Origin of the sequence: Pollutimonas bauzanensis, assembly GCF_040393045.1 — a bacterium.
Classification (GTDB): domain Bacteria; phylum Pseudomonadota; class Gammaproteobacteria; order Burkholderiales; family Burkholderiaceae_B; genus Pollutimonas; species Pollutimonas bauzanensis_A.
This window is the reverse complement of record NZ_JBEBUX010000015.1, coordinates 1-16222: the sequence shown is the minus strand read 5'-3', so window position 1 is coordinate 16222 and position 16222 is coordinate 1. Positions and strand designations below refer to the sequence as shown.

Below are 16222 nucleotides of genomic sequence, written 5' to 3'. Positions count from 1 at the left end.
CTAGCTCGCTTTTGCACCGTAGCCACCGCCTCCTGGCGTTTCAACGACAAAGACATCTCCCGCGGCAAGTTCGGTGCTGTCTTGGGGGCCTAGCGGCGTTATTGATCCATCGGCCCGTTCAACGTAATTGGAACCCAACATACCCGTTTGGCCGCCCGCAAGGCCAAAAGGAGGATAGACACGGTTATTGGACAAAATTGCTGCCGTCATGGGTTCAAGAAACCGGACTTTACGAACGCCACCGTCTCCGCCCCGCCAATGCCCCGCCCCGCCCGAGCCTTGACGGATCTCGTAGGATTCGAGCCTGACCGGGAACCGCAGCTCCAACACCTCGGGGTCGGTCAAACGGGAATTGGTCATATGCGCCTGTACTACCGAAGTACCGTCAAAACCACCCGCCTCGTCGAATGGCACACCGATACGCTCAGGCCCGGCGCCCGTGCCCCCGGCAATGGTTTCGTAATACTGATATTGATGATTCCCGAAGGTGAAGTTGTTCATGCTTCCCTGGCTTGCCGCCAAAACCCCCAGCGCACCATATAGCGCGTTCACGATGCACATAGAGGTTTCCACATTGCCGGCGACCACGGCAGCGGGAGGGTTGGGCTTGAGCATGGAGCCTTGCGGCACGATGATTTCCAGCGGCTTCAGGCAACCCGCATTCAAAGGGATCTCGTCATCAACCAGGGTCCTGAATACATACAATACTGCCGCAACCGCGATGGATGCCGGCGCATTGAAATTATTGTCCAGTTGATCGGACGTTCCGGTGAAATCGACGATCGCGCTGCGGTCCTCCTGGTTGACTTTGATCGCCACTTTGATATGCGCGCCATTGTCCAGCGCATAATCAAACTGACCGTCTCTCAGGTGCGTAATGACCTTGCGCACCGCCTCTTCGGCGTTGTCTTGCACGTGCTGCATGTAGGCAGCGACAACGTCCAAACCAAACTGGTCGCACATATTCAGCAGTTCACGTACGCCCTTTTCGTTGGCGGCGATTTGCGCCCGCATATCGGCCAGGTTCTGGTCCGGATTGCGAGCCGGCCATTTCCCCGAACCCAATATGGCACGCGCCTCGGTTTCGCGAAATACGCCGTTGCCCACCAATTGAAAATTGGTAAACAACACACCTTCGTCTTCCACCGTCTTGGAGTTCGGCGGCATGGAACCCGGCGTCAGTCCGCCAATATCCGCATGGTGTCCGCGAGACCCCACAAAGAACAGAATGTTTTTACCTGCTCTGTCGAAAACCGGTGTGATCACCGTGACGTCAGGCAAATGTGTGCCGCCATGATAGGGATCGTTAACTACGTAGGCGTCGCCGGGCTGCATGCGGCCAGCATTCTCACGCATGACCGTTTTGATGGACTCGCTCATGGAACCCAGGTGTACCGGCATATGTGGCGCATTGGCAATCAAGTTCCCGTGCACATCAAAAATGGCGCAGGAAAAATCCAGTCGCTCCTTGATGTTGACGGAATAAGCCGTATTTTGAAGACGCACGCCCATCTGATCTGCGATCGACATGAATAAATTATTGAAGACCTCCAGCATGATGGGATTGACTTGCGAGGTCACGTCCATTTGCCCCGTCAACGGCCGCCGGCGCGTCAGTACCCAATGGTTGCGCACGTCTAGCCTGGCCTGCCATTCCGGCTCTATTACCAGGGTCTGGTTGGGCTCGCAGATAATCGCCGGTCCATCCAGCACATCATTAGCCTGCAAGTCGGCGCGGTCATAAACCGGTGTGTCTCGCCACTGGCCTGCAGTGAACATAGGGCGCATGGCCTTGGTTTGTACCGGCCCCTGCCGATCCGCCGCGGGTGCGGGCGCCTCTTCGATCTGATCGCCAGCAAGGCTGGCCTCCAGAGAGATCGACTCCACGATCAGACGCCTGCCGGGCATGAGGAACGAATAGCGCTGTCGATAGCCCTGCTCGAATTCCTTTTGCATGGCAGCAATCGAATCCGACAACACCACATCCAGCGCCGTATCGGTGCCTTCATATTTCAAATGAAGGCGGCACACGCTGCGCACCGGACCATGCTCACCATGTTGTTCGCCCAGGCCTTGGATAGCTTGTTCGGCAAGCTGCAAGCGCTGCGCTTCCAAATTGGGCAACAGTCCGGATTCCAGGGGCTGTTCTACGGTCTGCTGACGTATTTCGATCTGGTCGGCCAGGCCCATGCCATAAGCCGACAACACGCCGCCATAAGGATGGGAAAAAATGCTGGTCATGCCCAGGGCATCGGCGACCAGGCAAGCATGCTGTCCTCCCGCCCCGCCAAAGACAGTCAAGGCATAAGTAGTGACGTCATGCCCCTGCTGAACCGAGATACGCTTGATAGCTTCAGCCATATTGCCGACAGCGATAGACAGAAAGCCTTCTGCCAGACTCTCGGCACTCATATTCAATCCCGTGGCCTGATTCACTTCTATGGCCAATTGCTTGAATTGTTGTTGCACGGTATCGGCATCAAGCGGCTGATCGGCTTTCGGACCGAACACCCGAGGGAAAAAATCGGGTTGAATCTTGCCCAACATGACATTGCAATCCGTGACTGCCAAAGGGCCGCCCCGGCGGTAGCACGCCGGCCCCGGATTCGCTCCCGCGGAGTCGGGCCCGACGCGCAGTCTTGCGCCGTCGAAATGCAGAATTGAGCCCCCGCCAGCGGCAACCGTGTTGATACTCATCATTGGCGCACGCATTCGCACACCTGCCACCTGGGTTTCGAACTCGCGCTCGAACTCGCCGGCGTAATGAGAGACATCGGTCGATGTTCCTCCCATATCGAATCCGATGATTTTATGAAAGCCTGCGCGCTCACTGGTGCGGGCCATGCCAACAATGCCACCGGCCGGACCCGACAGAATGGCGTCTTTACCGCGAAAACCACCGGCATGCGTCAGTCCGCCGCTGGACTGCATGAACAGCAAAGGCACGCCGGGCAACTCGAGGGCTACCTGTTCAACGTAACGTTGCAATATCGGAGACAGATAGGCGTCGACCACCGTTGTATCGCCGCGCGAAACAAACTTGATCAGCGGACTGACTTCGTGCGATACCGACACCTGCGTAAATCCGATATCGCGTGCCAATTGAGCTACCAGCACTTCGTGATCACCGCGAATCCAGGCATGCATCAACACCACAGCAATGGTCCTAACGCCCCGTTCATAAGCGGCTGCCAGTTGCTGGTGCAGCGCGACAAGGTCAGGCGTCTTCAATACCTGGCCTTGCGCATCCAACCGCTCGTCGACCTCGATGACACTTTCGTACAGCATCTCCGGCAGCACGACATGGCGGTCGAACAAACGCGGACGGTTTTGGTATGCAATACGCAAGGCATCCCGGAATCCGGCGGTGGTAACCAACACAGTACGTTCGCCCTTACGTTCAAGCAAGGCGTTCGTCGCAACTGTGGTACCCATCTTGACGCACTCTATCTGCTCGACTGGCACTATACCTCCAGGAGCTACATTGAGTATACGTTTTATCCCTTCCACTGCCGCATCGCGGTATTGTTCTGGATTTTCGGAGAGCAGCTTTCGCGTCAGAATTCCACGGTCGGGCGCCACTGCCACGATGTCTGTAAAGGTACCCCCACGATCCACCCAAAACTGCCACTTCTTCATGCGTGCTCCACTTTCTGGCTAAAAAAAACGTAAGGGCCAACGCCCATGTACAAAGGAAACGATTAGAACGCAGTTCTTGGCGCGAACGCAAAGGAATCCGCTCATTACTCCTAGTAATTACCCTGAATTCGGTTTCAAACACGCAGAATCAGCGCTATCGAGCACTACAATCGGCTCCCTTGTATGTCGTATTCATGTGCTTTTTTGAACAAAGGAATTTCTACCAATGAAAAAGACGCTCGCATTACTGACGGCGACAAGCGCCGTAGCTATGGCCTTCAATGCACAGGCAGTCACCAAGTGGGACTTGCCCAGCGCTTATCCGGCATCCAATCTGCACACTCAGAACCTTGAGCAGTTCGTCAAGGACGTCAACAAGCTTTCGGGTGGCGATTTCCAGATCACCTTGCATAACAATGCATCGTTATACAAGGCGCCTGAAATCAAACGTGCGGTACAAGGCAACCAGGCCCAGATCGGCGAAATTCTACTGACCAATTTTGCCAACGAAGATCCCGTGTACGCGCTCGACGGTCTGCCTTTTCTGGCGACCGGCTACGATGCCGCCTGGAAGCTCTACCAAGCCCAAAAAGATCTTTTGAACAAGAAGCTGGGATCACAGGGCATGATGTCGCTTTACACCGTTGCCTGGCCTCCTCAGGGCATCTTCGCAAATAAGGACATCAAGTCGGTGGACGACCTGAAAGGCGTCAAGTGGCGCGCCTACAGCCCGGTTACTGCGCGCATTGCGGAGCTCGTCGGTGCGCAACCCGTCACCATCCAGCAATCCGAACTGGCACAGGCTATGGCGACAGGTGTAGTCAATGCCTTCATGACATCGGGTTCCACTGGCTGGGACACAAAAACGTACGAATACATCAAGAAGTTCTACGACACCCAGGCATGGCTGCCCAAGAATGCCGTTATCGTCAACAAGAAAGCTTTTGACGCATTAAGCGAGAGCAACAAGAAAGCCTTGCTCCAGGCTAGCGCAGAAGCGGAAAAACGCGGTTGGGCATTGTCCAAAGAAAAGACCCAATGGTATCTGGACAACCTGGCCAAGAACGGCATGGAGATCATCAAACCTTCGCCTGAACTAATGCAAGGCATGGACAAGGTCGGCGATACGATGCTGGCTGAATGGCTTCAAAAAGCAGGCCCCGACGGTCAGAAAGTCATTGATACCTTCCGGGCAGATAAATAAGCATGCGCCGTTTTCTCGATAATCTTTACCTGGTATCGGGCGCGCTGGCGGCTATCTTCATGGTTGGCGTACTGGTAGCGGTGGTCATGGCCATTGCTACCCGCCAATTGGGAGTGCACATCGGAGGGCTTGATGCATACGCCGGCTACTCCATGGCTGCCGCCGGCTTTCTTGCCCTGGCCCATACCTTCAAAAGCGGAGAGCACATACGCGTCACGCTGGTGCTGTCGGCGTTGCCATCCAAAGGACGCATGCGGCTCGATATCGTCGCCCTGCTGATTGCCTGCGCCATCACCGGCAACCTGTGCTGGTTTAGCGGAAAACTGGTTCTGGACTCTTTTTCCTATAACGACATTTCAACCGGCGACGACGCCACGCCTCTATGGATTCCGCAAATCGCCATGGCCGTAGGCACACTAATCTTTTTTATTGCCGTGCTCGACGAAACCATACGGCGCATACGCGGCATTCCTGAAGCAAAGCACAGCGAAGAAGAAGCACGTTATGAATGAAGCGCTAATAATTTCGCTATTGGTCCTGTCCATTTTCGGATTCCTGGCTGGTGGTGTGTGGGTAGGCCTTACGCTGGCAGGTGCAGCCTGGCTGGGAATGGAGCTGTTCTCCAACCGCCCTGCCGGCGATGCCATGGCCATCACCATCTGGGGGGCCTCCTCCAGCTGGACACTGACGGCCTTGCCTTTATTCCTCTGGATGGGTGAAATCCTGTTCCGCTCACGACTTTCACAAGATCTTTTTAAAGGACTGGCACCTTGGCTGGATCGCATTCCGGGTCGTCTTCTGCACACCAATGTGGTCGGCTGCGCGATTTTTGCCGCTGTTTCGGGTTCGTCGGCTGCCACTTGCGCGACCATAGGGAAAATGACCATACCGGAACTTACCCGTCGGGGTTACCCGCAAGACATGATCATCGGTACGCTGGCTGGTGCTGGCACACTGGGCCTGCTCATCCCTCCGTCCATCATCATGATTGTGTACGGCGTATCTGCGGACGTGTCGATTTCCAAGCTTTTTATCGCGGGAATTTTTCCCGGCATATTGCTCGCCGGCCTTTTCATGGGCTATATCGCCATCTGGTCGCTGCTGCACCCGAACCAGATACCGCACGCCGATAAGCCATTGACCTTCGTCCAAAAAATCTATGAATCCCGCCACCTGATACCCGTTGTCATCCTTATTGCCATCGTACTCAGTTCGATTTACACAGGCTTTGCAACCGCTACAGAAGCGGCGGCGGTGGGCGTGCTGGGAGCATTGATATTATCGCTGACCCAAGGTTCGCTGAACTGGGCGGTATTCAAAGAATCCCTGATGGGGGCAACCAGGCTGTATTGCATGATTGCACTCATCCTTGCCGGCGCGCAGTTCCTTACCCTGTCTATGGGCTATATCGGCCTGCCGCGGGCGCTTGCCGAATGGATAGCATCGCTGGGGTTGTCGCAATTCGGCCTCATCGTGGCGCTGATGGTCTTTTTCATCGTCCTGGGATGTTTCCTGGACGGCATATCGATAGTCGTACTGACCATGGGGGTGCTGTTGCCCACCGTCACCGCGGCTGGCATCGACTTGATATGGTTTGGTATTTTCCTGGTCTTTGTCATTGAAATGGCGCAAATTACCCCGCCTGTGGGGTTCAACTTGTTCGTGCTCTCAGGTATGACCAAAAAGGAACTGCCGTATCTGGCGCGGGTATCTTTTCCTATGTTCTTGCTGATGATAGTCGGCGTATTATTGGTCTACACCGTACCGGAAATCGTCACCTGGCTGCCTAAGAACATGACGATGTAACCCCGTTTTAGTTATTCGGCACGGCGCATCAAGTCTTCAAAAGACATCAGTTCACCCGCCAGGGCACTGGCGGCAACCGTAGATGGACTGGCCAGCCAGACTTGCCCCGGCCCTGAACGGCCGGGGAAATTGCGATTAATGGCGCTTACCGTCACCTGCTCAGGCCCGGTCGAGACGCCAGGCCCGCAGTTCGCACAGGCGCCGCAAGATGGTTGCAATATGCGGGCCCCTATCGTCTTGAAGACACGATCGTAACCACGCTCGACGCAGTAATCACGTACTGCAGTTGTACCGTATTGCAGATAAAGCTCGACATGTTCAGGCACCGTCATATGATGTTCAAGCGCCCAGGACAGCACCTGATGATACAGATCGAAGTCTGCCCGCTTCCCGCCGGTACATGAGCCGCCGTAGGCAATATCGACCATAACGCGCTGATCGAGTTCGCTTAGTGGCAAGCCATTGCCGGGATCGCCTGGCCGTGCCACAAAGGGCGACAGTGTCGCGCAATCGATACTGACCACACCAGCATAATGCGCGCCTTTATCGCTGTGCATCCAAGGTTCCAGATGAAAATCCACACCGCGACGCTCGCGGATGAACGCCCGCGTCTTGTCATCCGGCGCGACAATGCCCGTGAAACCGCCCAGTTCGGCAACCATGTTCGTAAGCGTCGCGCGCTCGTCGATGGATAAGGACTGCACCGCTGGCCCGGCAAACTCAAAAACCTTGCCGACGCCTTCCCCATTACGAATCGCAGGCTGAGCCAGCAGATGCAAGACAATATCCTTGGCCGTAACACTGGCTGGCAATGTACCTTGCAGGTCGATAAGCAAGACCTCGGGCATAGTCATGCGAGTCGCGCCCGTCATAAACGCATTCGCCATATCCGTGGTGCCTACCCCAAATGCCACGCAGCCTAATGCACCGCTATGCGGCGTGTGCGAGTCGGTGCCCACGACGACTTGTCCCGGCAGAGCATAGTGTTCAGCCATCATGGCGTGCGAAATTCCAGCGACGTTGCTGCCATCATCGAGCAAGGCTTCTTCGTCGGTAAGGGTACGGTGCATGCGTAAACCGTAAGTCGTCGCAAAAGCACGTTGCGCCGCACACATGGCAACCATGTTCGGAACCAAGCCACCGCGTAGATGTGCGGGGCTAACATGCATATAAGACGTATGGTCCTCGAAAACCAATATGTTGTCCGGATCGAACAACTTCAACGGTCGCTCGAATGCCGCATTCAGCATATGCTCGCACATGCCCGTGTAGTACTCATGGATAAAGCGCCAGTCCGCCCGCACGAATGCGCCCTGCCCTGCGACTGGGTTGGAAACGGTCTGGCTGGTTTCCAGAAGATGTCGTCTGATGATCTTTTCGAAAAGCGTTAAAGGACGTTTTTCTTTTTGGACTGGCGGTACGTTAATGCGCTGCAAATGCCGGCGGCCAAATCGCAATAAGCCCCCGCTTCTAACAATGGTCGCAGCGAGTTCGTCGCGATCTTTTACCAGCTCATCGTAGCTGATGGCTTCGCCCCTTTCGATACGCTGAATCAGGCCGAAATCCGTGGATGTCAACAAACCGATGTTGTCTGCATTTTGCCTGTAAATCCGCTCGAAGCTTTTGGCGATCACCAGGCGTACGCCCGCATATAGCTCTGCCGCGGGACTATGTTCGCGCGACGAGCCTTTGCCATAGCGTTGCCCTGCCACAACGACTTGAATTCCACTTGAAGCTACCGCTCGGTTTCCGATGGGCCGCTCGTCGGCAACCTTCAGTCCGGTATAGACGAACTGCCCCAGTTTGTGATCGTAGTGGGACAAAATACTGACTGGCGTAATTTCATCTGTCGAAACGTCATCGCGCAAATGCGTCAGATCGACATCCGTCAGAACCTCGCCCTGCAACTGTCGCCGTATCAGCTCGGGCTTGTCGCATAGGTAAAGAATCGAACCAAAAGCAATAGAAGTGGCAGGTATATTTTCCATGGACTGATTTTGCCCTGCAATGCCTACACGGGTGAACTAGCAAAGCAGCATCGGGGCCATCGAAGAATGCGATAGGCAGCGCGTTTTAGTCTTGCAAGGTATCGATCAGTGCCTGCACAGACCGCAAGCGCGGAGATTTACGCAGCGAATATATCCATAATTCGCGCGCTCCCCAGGTTTCAGCCAAAGGCCTGCGCACAAATTTCCGAGCCCCGGCATAGGCGCTTGCTGCGCTACGCGGCATGATGGTTATGCCCAGCCCTGCTTCAATCATACGGCAGGCTGCATCAAAACTGCTGACCTGCACAGCGATATTGGCCACGCCGCTTATCGCTTTGGACTTTTCTTGTAAAAGCGTATCCAGAGACCCGCCCGGATGCACACCGATCAATGGATATTGCAAAGCCTGTGTATAGCGAATGGCTTGATCGCTAGCCAAAGCATGCCCAGCCGGCACGACCACCAGCAAAGGGTCGGAAGCAAAATACCAGGCATCAAGGCCGGCAGGCGCGTCAGCCTTCACGCACACACCGACGTCGGCGCGGTCGTCCAGACAGGCTCGTATGACATCCTTGGTATCCGCCTCGGACAAGGCCAGCGTAACGTGAGGAAACGTGGCGGTATAGCTTTTCAAACGCTCTGGAAGATAGCCAATAATCGACGACATATTGGCCGACAGCCTGACCGTGCCATTCACCACGCCATCGGATGCCTGAACATCGCGCTTCAATAGCTGTATGTCTTGATCAATTTGCAAGCCACGGTCAAATACGACCCGCCCGGCATTCGTCAACTCGATGCCGCGTGGGGAGCGCACGAACAATGCAACGCCCAGGGAATGCTCGAGGTCGGCGATACGCCTGCTTAATGCCGACGCGGCGATATGCTCTTTGGCGGCGCCTCGCGCAATCGAACCCTCGATCGCCGTCGCCACAAATAAACGCAAACTATAAGCATCGATACGTCGTCTCATAAACCTTGCAAGCCTTTATGTATTTGAAACAAAGCCCATCCACCCTGCCTGTTGACCAACGATCTGTCGCAAACGACCGGCGATCATCGCCAAATGAGATGGCTCCCATCACTAAACAAGTCTAGCTGTAATAACAGGAGCTATCTAGAATCGTCTGCAATCCTATTTGTTCCAACCCATAATAAATCAGGCGCAGCTAAATACACGAAGCTCAAGTGCATCCGTTTTAGCATAGCAGGCCTGCTCCAAAGGAGATCGCTCATGAACCGCAAAATACTATTCACCGGCATACTGGCTAGCACCCTTAGCATAGCCGCTGCAGAAACAGCCCACGCGACGGAACACTACCCGGACCGGCCTGTTCGCATCGTAGTCACAAGCGCTCCCGGATCCGGCCTGGACACTGTGGCACGCATTATTTCTGCAGATATGGGCCAAGTACTTAAACAGTCCGTAATTATTGAAAACAAAGCGGGCGCCGCCGGCATTCCCGGCACAAGGGAGGTACTTGCCGCGACACCGAATGGGTATACGCTTGGACTCGTGTCATCGAATCATTCGGTAAATCCCAGCCTGAATAACGCATTGCCATACGACTCGATAGACGGGCTTACGGCTATCACGCTGCTGGGTTATGTTCCGCTTGTGCTGGCAGTCCCGGAAAAGTCGCCGTACAAGACAGTGCAAGACCTCCTTAAGGCCGCAAGGAAAAATCCCGATGCCATCAATTACGGTTCTTCCGGCACTGGCAGCGCGCTGCATCTTGCCAGCGTCCTCCTGGAAACTAAGGCGGACATAACAATGACCCATATTCCATACAAAGGCGGCAGCATCCTGACTAGCGACTTGATTTCCGGCCAGATCGACCTTGCCTTCCTGGCCGTACCCACTGCCTATGCGCAGATCAAAGCGGGAACGTTGCGTGCTCTGGCCGTTTCGACAAAACAACGAATGGATCTCTTGCCGAACATTCCCACCTTGAGTGAGGCTGGTGTGAACGACTACGAATATGTGCCATGGATAGGATTGATTGCCCCCGCCGGTCTGGACAAAGGTATAACGGATCTTTTGCGTAAAACCGTAACCGACGTTGTGCAATTACCCAAAATGAAAGCGCAATTCGATGCACAGGGTTTCATGCCCGTAGGATCAAGTTCGGAGGATTTTCATGAGCTGATCAAGAATGATGTCGAACTCAGTGCAAAGCTGATCAAACAAGCGGGTATAAAAGCGGCGTCCTGACCCTACCACGCTGCTCAATCCGCCAGCAAACGCCCGCCAGCCAGCCGCAATTCACGCTGGCATAAGCCAGCCAATTGCGCATCGTGGGTTACCAGCACCAGCGTCGTCTGGTGCTCTTTGTGTAAAGCGAACATTAATTCGATGATCTTGGCGCCGTTCTGAGGATCCAGGCTGCCCGTAGGCTCATCCGCAAACAGCAAACGGGGTTGTACGACAAAAGCCCGCGCAAGCGACACCCGCTGCTGCTCACCCCCGGATAAGGTCTTGGGGTAGTGATGCAATCTCTCTGTCAGCCCTACCCGTTCCAGCATATTCTTGGCCGCCTGTATCGCAGGCTTGCCCGCAAGCTCCAAGGGCAACATCACATTCTCCAGCGCGGTCAGATTGGGCAACAGCTGAAAAGACTGGAATACAAAGCCGACATGTGCTGCTCGCAGTGCGGCCCTGGCCTCTTCGTCCAGCGAGAACAAATCATTTCCCAATAACTTTACTTGCCCCGAAGAAGGAACATCCAGACCGGCCAGCAATCCAAGCAAAGTCGACTTGCCAGAGCCCGAGCTGCCTGTAACGGCTACAGCCTGTCCGTCGGCGACGGTAAAGCTGACATTGCTTAAAATATCAAGCGTGCCGGAGGAATCGTTTACCCTTTGGCATAACTGATTAACTTCGATTGAATGGATATATGTCATGTGGATACGCAGGCGTCTTGTAGTAGCGGCAATTTTTTGTCTTTCCTGGTCAAACATGGCGGTGACCATGGCCGCAGGCCAGGACCCTGCGATATTGGTAATCGGAGACAGTTTATCGGCGGAATATGGCTTGCAACGTGATACCGGTTGGGTATCGCTATTGAGCAAACGTCTGGCCGAAGAGCAGACAGGATACCAGATACGTAACTCCAGTATCAGCGGCGATACCACCAGCGGCGGCCTGAGCCGGCTGCCGGCGGCGCTAGAGACTTATCGGCCTGATATTGTGGTGATAGAACTGGGCAGCAATGACGCGCTGAGAGGGCTATCCCTGGACATGACGCAAGATAACCTTTCGAAGATGGCAGCCATGGCGCAACAATCCAATGCCCGCGTTCTGCTGCTGGGCATGCAAATACCGCCCAATTATGGACGCCAATACACTGAACGCTTTCAGCAGATTTTCGCGTCGGTAGCCAAAAAAAACGGCACCGCGCTGGTGCCATTTTTGCTTGACGGTATTGCCACGGATAGGAACATGTTCCAGGCTGACGGCATACACCCCAATGAACAGGCCCAATCGGTGCTGGCCGAAAATGTCTGGGAAAAACTGCAACCTATGCTCACGCGTTGATGCCTGACTAGCGCTTACCGGATTAGCGCCATAAGCGCGTAATCCGATATGATCATTACTTGTTAATCCTGCGCTGTTTCCCCTGCCAGTGCTTTATCGGCCTCGGGCAGAAGCGTTACATTGGCCTGCACCCGTAGCGCTTTAAGCACTGCCTGTTCTTCAGCACGACCCCAGGCCTGACCAAGCTCAATGGGCAATGCGGCAAGCATAGGATCATCAGTCTTTCCGGCTTTGACGTCTTCAAGACGCACTATGACGAAGCCTTGCGCACCCTTGACTCCGACATATTCCGGGAAAGCCTTGGCTGAAGCAGCAAATGCCGCATCCAGGACAGGCTTGGCTATACCCTGAGGATTAATGCGGGTAACGGTAAGTGGCGTGCCGAATTTTTCCGGAACATCAGCCTTATCTTCAGCCTTCTGGAACGACGCAAGCGCGTCATTTCCGGCCTTTTCGGCAGCAGCCAATGCACGCTCGGCTTTCAACCGTTCTTGTATATGGTCCGTTACCTTTTCGACCTCGGGCACATGGGCCGGTTTAACCGCTTCGACCCGAACGACAACCATCGTGTCTGGCGAAATTTCAATAACGCCTGAGTTCTGCTTATCGTTCATCGCTTGCGGCGTGAACAGCGCGCGACGAACCCGCATATCATCCAATACCGCTGCGTCTTCACTGGCGGATGCCGCGCCAGCACCTACCTCGTCGGAAGGCAAGAGCCTATCGCGGGCAATGCCTGCGGCCGATTTGACCTTCAGGCCAAGCTCATCAGCAGCGGGTTGCAGACTGCTGGGATTGTCATACACCAGGCTGGTAAGACGCGTAGCCATATCGGCAAAACGTTCCGCGCCAAGCTGGCGACGTACTTCTGCCTCGACCTTGGATTTGGCTTGCTCAAACGACTCGCCTTTTTCGGGCTGCACTTCGTTAACCTGAAAAATATGGTATCCGCCAGGACCGTCGACGACATCGGATATATCGCCGGTGCCGAGGCCAAACACGACCAGTTCCAAAGCATCAGGCCATGAACCCTTAGTAATCCAGCCTAGCTTGCCGCCATCTTTGGCGGTGCCGGCGTCTTCAGACTGTTCACGGGCGATGTCTGCAAATGCGGTGCTGTTCGCCTTGACCTTGCCGGCGATTTTGTTGGCCTTTTCCTTGGCTGCAGCACGCTGCTCATCGGTAGCGGAAGCAGGAACATTCACCTGAATATGGCTAAGATTGATACGGGCGGGCTGCACATAACGCGCCTTGTTTTGCTCGTAGTATGTTTGCAGATCTTCCTGCGTAGGGGCGGGAAGATTTTCCATTGCCGCTGCTTCGTTAAGCAAAACGTACTGAGCACTGACTTGCTCAGGGAGTTCGAGGGTTTGCTTGTTCTTTTCGTACCAATCTTTGACATCGGCATCGGTGATGACTATGTCTTTCTCGTATTCACTTGCAGGATATGCCAACAGGCGAATAGTGCGCTCTTCGGTCAGTACATGTTCAATCCGATCCACGACTGACCCAGGCACGCTTGCGGTAAGCGCCACCGGACCCAACACCCGGTCCAAGGCCAGTTCGGCACGTTGGCTTTGCTCGAAATCGCGGGTGGAAAGACCTGCCGAAGCCAGCACCTGACTGTAACGTTCTGGCGAAAATTGACCGTCAACCTGCAGTTGCGGCATAGCGGCAATTGCCTGACGCAAGGCTGTATCAGAAATGTTGAACCGTTCTTTGCTAGCCGTCTCTGCCAGCACACGGCGATCGATCAGGGATTCGAGCAAGGCTTTGCGAGCAGCCGGATTATCGAGCATAGCAGGATCGAAACCGCCCTGGCTGTTTTGTTGCAATTGCTCTAACTGGTTTCGGCGAGCAAGGTCGAAATCTTGCTGGGTTATGGAGGTCTTCCCCACCTTGACAAGATCATGGTCGCCCGACACGTAGTTGGTATAGCCGCTGACACCGATCAAAACGAAGGATGGCAGAATCAATATCAACAGAACCAGTTGCATCAATCGTTGATGCGTACGTATAAAATCGAACATTAATCACCCACTGACACGCAGCCTATAAGGTCATACGCAACGGTTGCATCAAAAAAGGCGACCAAGATCGCCATGATTACGAAAAACCCAGACAGAACAAGAAAATTTTATGCAGTTTACCACCACCTTTGCCGCCGCTCTCAAGGCAAGGCCCGCAAGTGGCGATAAAATGCCCCATTGTTTCTATTGCTGGAATAACCGGATACCCTCGATGCCCCAAGCCCACCCTAACTGGCCTTACCCTAAACTGATAGCCCACCGCGGCGCAGGCCGCCATGCGCCTGAAAATACCCTGTCGTCGATACGGTTAGGCGCACAGTGTGGTTTCAGCATGATGGAATACGACGTAAAACTCAGCAAGGACGGTATCGCCATTCTTTTGCATGACGATACTGTCGATCGTACATCGAACGGCAATGGCAGTGCAGGCGCTAAAACGTTCAACGAACTTGCATTGCTGGATGTCGGCGCATGGCACTCCCAACGATACGCGGGGGAATCCATCCCTACACTGCAAGCGATCGCGGCCTATACCTTGGCCAATGGCATACGTAGCAATATCGAAATCAAGCCTTGCACCGGAAACGAAGCTGAAACCGGTAAAGAAGTGGCCCGGATGGCGCAAGCACTTTGGGCGAACGCCGATGCCCCTCCCCTTTTGTCATCGTTCTCGGAGGTGGCACTGGAAGCCGCAATGAAAGAGGCGCCAAGACTGCCGCGGGCACTGCTCATTGAAAATGAGGTGCCAGCCGACTGGCTAAGCCGAGTCAAGCGACTTGAATGCGTAGGATTGAACCTGAATCATAAGTTCACTACCCTGCCCTTGGTGAAGACCATTCAAGACGCAGGCTACACGCTAGCAGTCTGGACAGTGAACGATCCCGCCAGAATACGGGAACTGCTGGACTGGGGCTGTAACGGGGTAGTGACCGATGAAGTCACAAGCATATCGCCAGCGGCTTATACCTAGACCTGCCCCTAATGCGGCTACGGGCCATGCACACCACAATAAAACAATGCTGCCTTCCAGAAGGACAGCAACGTTGATGCAAAGGAATTATTCTTGTTTAGTTACCGACACGCTTTTCATGCGGGCAACCACGCCGATGTGCTGAAGCACTCCGTCTTCGTACACATTCTAGATTACTTCAATCGTAAAGACGCCCCGTATTGGGTCATAGACACCCATGCCGGCGCCGGGCTTTATGATTTGCGCAGTGAATGGGCGCTGACCAATGGCGAGTTCGTAGATGGCTTGGACCGCGTGCTACAGGCTCAGGAAATGCCTGTGATGATAGAACGTTATCTTGAAGAGGTTCATGCTTTCAACCCTGACGGCGTAGCGAATTTTTATCCCGGCTCGCCATGGCTGGCATTGAGCGCATTGCGAGACCGAGATCGTTTACGTTTGTTTGAGATGCACCCCTCGGAAGCTGAAGTGCTAAAGCACAATGTCGCCGAGCAAGGCCGGTCAGCATTGCGTCAAACTACTGTTTATGAGGCGGACGGCTTCGAGGGTCTGAAATCACAACTGCCGCCACCGACTCGCCGGGGCATAGTCATCATGGATCCATCTTATGAAGACAAGCAGGATTATCGTCGCACATTGCAAGCGGTCAACGAAGGACTGAAACGGTTTGCCACGGGCTGTTTCGCTGTATGGTACCCGCTGGTTCAACGCCGGGAGGTTCAAGAACTGACGCGTTCGCTCGAACGTCTGGAAACGCCATGGGTGCATGCGAGCCTGACGGTACGCAAGCCGGCGGATGATGGCTTTGGTTTGCACGGCAGCGGTATGTTCGTACTGAATCCACCCTGGACGTTGCATGCTGAATTGGCTAGAACATTGCCGTGGCTGCGGGACAAACTGGCGGTGGACGATCGAGCGACGTTTAGTTTGACGCAGAACGAAGGGTAAATTTGGATGACATGCTGCGGCTCTGTCGGTTTCTTGAGCAGCGGCTACATGGGCTTAGGCTTTGCTTACCGGTTTCTTAAGCGGCGGCTGCCACAGGGG

The 16222-nt window shown here is 54.6% G+C and carries 12 protein-coding genes; 7 read left to right on the top strand and 5 right to left on the bottom strand.

Annotation, left to right across the window (positions count from 1 at the left end; all coding sequences use genetic code 11):
- Entirely contained in the window at positions 1 to 3639 is a 3639-nt protein-coding gene (locus ABWO67_RS04120) for a hydantoinase B/oxoprolinase family protein (RefSeq protein ID WP_353147918.1), read from the bottom strand.
- A 226-nt stretch (positions 3640 to 3865) separates the two neighbouring features.
- On the opposite strand from ABWO67_RS04120, the gene ABWO67_RS04115 reads away from it, so the two are divergent.
- The 3 genes from ABWO67_RS04115 to ABWO67_RS04105 are packed head-to-tail and all read left to right on the top strand — an operon-like array spanning position 3866 to position 6649.
- Positions 3866 to 4843: a TRAP transporter substrate-binding protein gene (locus ABWO67_RS04115; protein ID WP_353147915.1), complete on the top strand. Its 978-nt coding sequence runs from the start codon at positions 3866 to 3868 to the stop codon at positions 4841 to 4843.
- Between the two features lie 2 nt (positions 4844 to 4845).
- Positions 4846 to 5355, top strand: a complete 510-nt coding sequence (locus tag ABWO67_RS04110; protein ID WP_353147913.1) for a TRAP transporter small permease — start codon at positions 4846 to 4848, stop codon at positions 5353 to 5355.
- Positions 5348 to 6649, top strand: a complete 1302-nt coding sequence (locus tag ABWO67_RS04105; protein WP_353147910.1) for a TRAP transporter large permease — start codon at positions 5348 to 5350, stop codon at positions 6647 to 6649. Before ABWO67_RS04110 ends, ABWO67_RS04105 begins: the two co-directional genes overlap by 8 nt.
- Positions 6650 to 6660: 11 nt before the next feature.
- Here ABWO67_RS04105 and ABWO67_RS04100 read toward each other — a convergent pair whose 3' ends face one another.
- Positions 6661 to 8637 carry an aconitase family protein gene (locus ABWO67_RS04100; protein WP_353147907.1) on the bottom strand — a complete coding sequence of 659 codons (1977 nt, stop codon included), beginning with the start codon at positions 8635 to 8637 and terminating at the stop codon, positions 6661 to 6663.
- An 85-nt stretch (positions 8638 to 8722) separates the two neighbouring features.
- Positions 8723 to 9610: a LysR family transcriptional regulator gene (locus tag ABWO67_RS04095; RefSeq protein ID WP_353147904.1), complete on the bottom strand. Its 888-nt coding sequence runs from the start codon at positions 9608 to 9610 to the stop codon at positions 8723 to 8725.
- Positions 9611 to 9871: 261 nt separating this feature from the next.
- On the opposite strand from ABWO67_RS04095, the gene ABWO67_RS04090 reads away from it, so the two are divergent.
- Positions 9872 to 10852 carry a Bug family tripartite tricarboxylate transporter substrate binding protein gene (locus ABWO67_RS04090; RefSeq protein ID WP_353147901.1) on the top strand — a complete coding sequence of 327 codons (981 nt, stop codon included), beginning with the start codon at positions 9872 to 9874 and terminating at the stop codon, positions 10850 to 10852.
- A 14-nt stretch (positions 10853 to 10866) separates the two neighbouring features.
- On the opposite strand, the gene ABWO67_RS04085 is transcribed toward ABWO67_RS04090, so the two are convergent.
- Complete coding sequence (locus ABWO67_RS04085) at positions 10867 to 11541, bottom strand: ABC transporter ATP-binding protein (RefSeq protein WP_353147898.1); 675 nt, start codon at positions 11539 to 11541, stop codon at positions 10867 to 10869.
- Here ABWO67_RS04085 and ABWO67_RS04080 point away from each other — a divergent pair.
- Entirely contained in the window at positions 11540 to 12175 is a 636-nt protein-coding gene (locus tag ABWO67_RS04080) for an arylesterase (RefSeq protein ID WP_502929959.1), read from the top strand. The two genes, ABWO67_RS04085 and ABWO67_RS04080, sit on opposite strands and share 2 nt — an antisense overlap.
- A 62-nt stretch (positions 12176 to 12237) precedes the next feature.
- On the opposite strand, the gene ABWO67_RS04075 is transcribed toward ABWO67_RS04080, so the two are convergent.
- Positions 12238 to 14205 carry a SurA N-terminal domain-containing protein gene (locus tag ABWO67_RS04075; protein ID WP_353147895.1) on the bottom strand — a complete coding sequence of 656 codons (1968 nt, stop codon included), beginning with the start codon at positions 14203 to 14205 and terminating at the stop codon, positions 12238 to 12240.
- Positions 14206 to 14416: 211 nt separating this feature from the next.
- On the opposite strand from ABWO67_RS04075, the gene ugpQ reads away from it, so the two are divergent.
- The gene (gene ugpQ / locus ABWO67_RS04070; RefSeq protein WP_353147997.1) at positions 14417 to 15175 is read left to right on the top strand and encodes a glycerophosphodiester phosphodiesterase; all 759 of its coding nucleotides are present in this window, start codon (positions 14417 to 14419) and stop codon (positions 15173 to 15175) included.
- Between the two features lie 93 nt (positions 15176 to 15268).
- Positions 15269 to 16123 (top strand): 23S rRNA (adenine(2030)-N(6))-methyltransferase RlmJ, encoded by an 855-nt coding sequence (locus tag ABWO67_RS04065; protein WP_353147892.1) that lies wholly within the window; start codon positions 15269 to 15271, stop codon positions 16121 to 16123.
- The last annotated feature ends 99 nt before the right edge of the window (positions 16124 to 16222 follow it).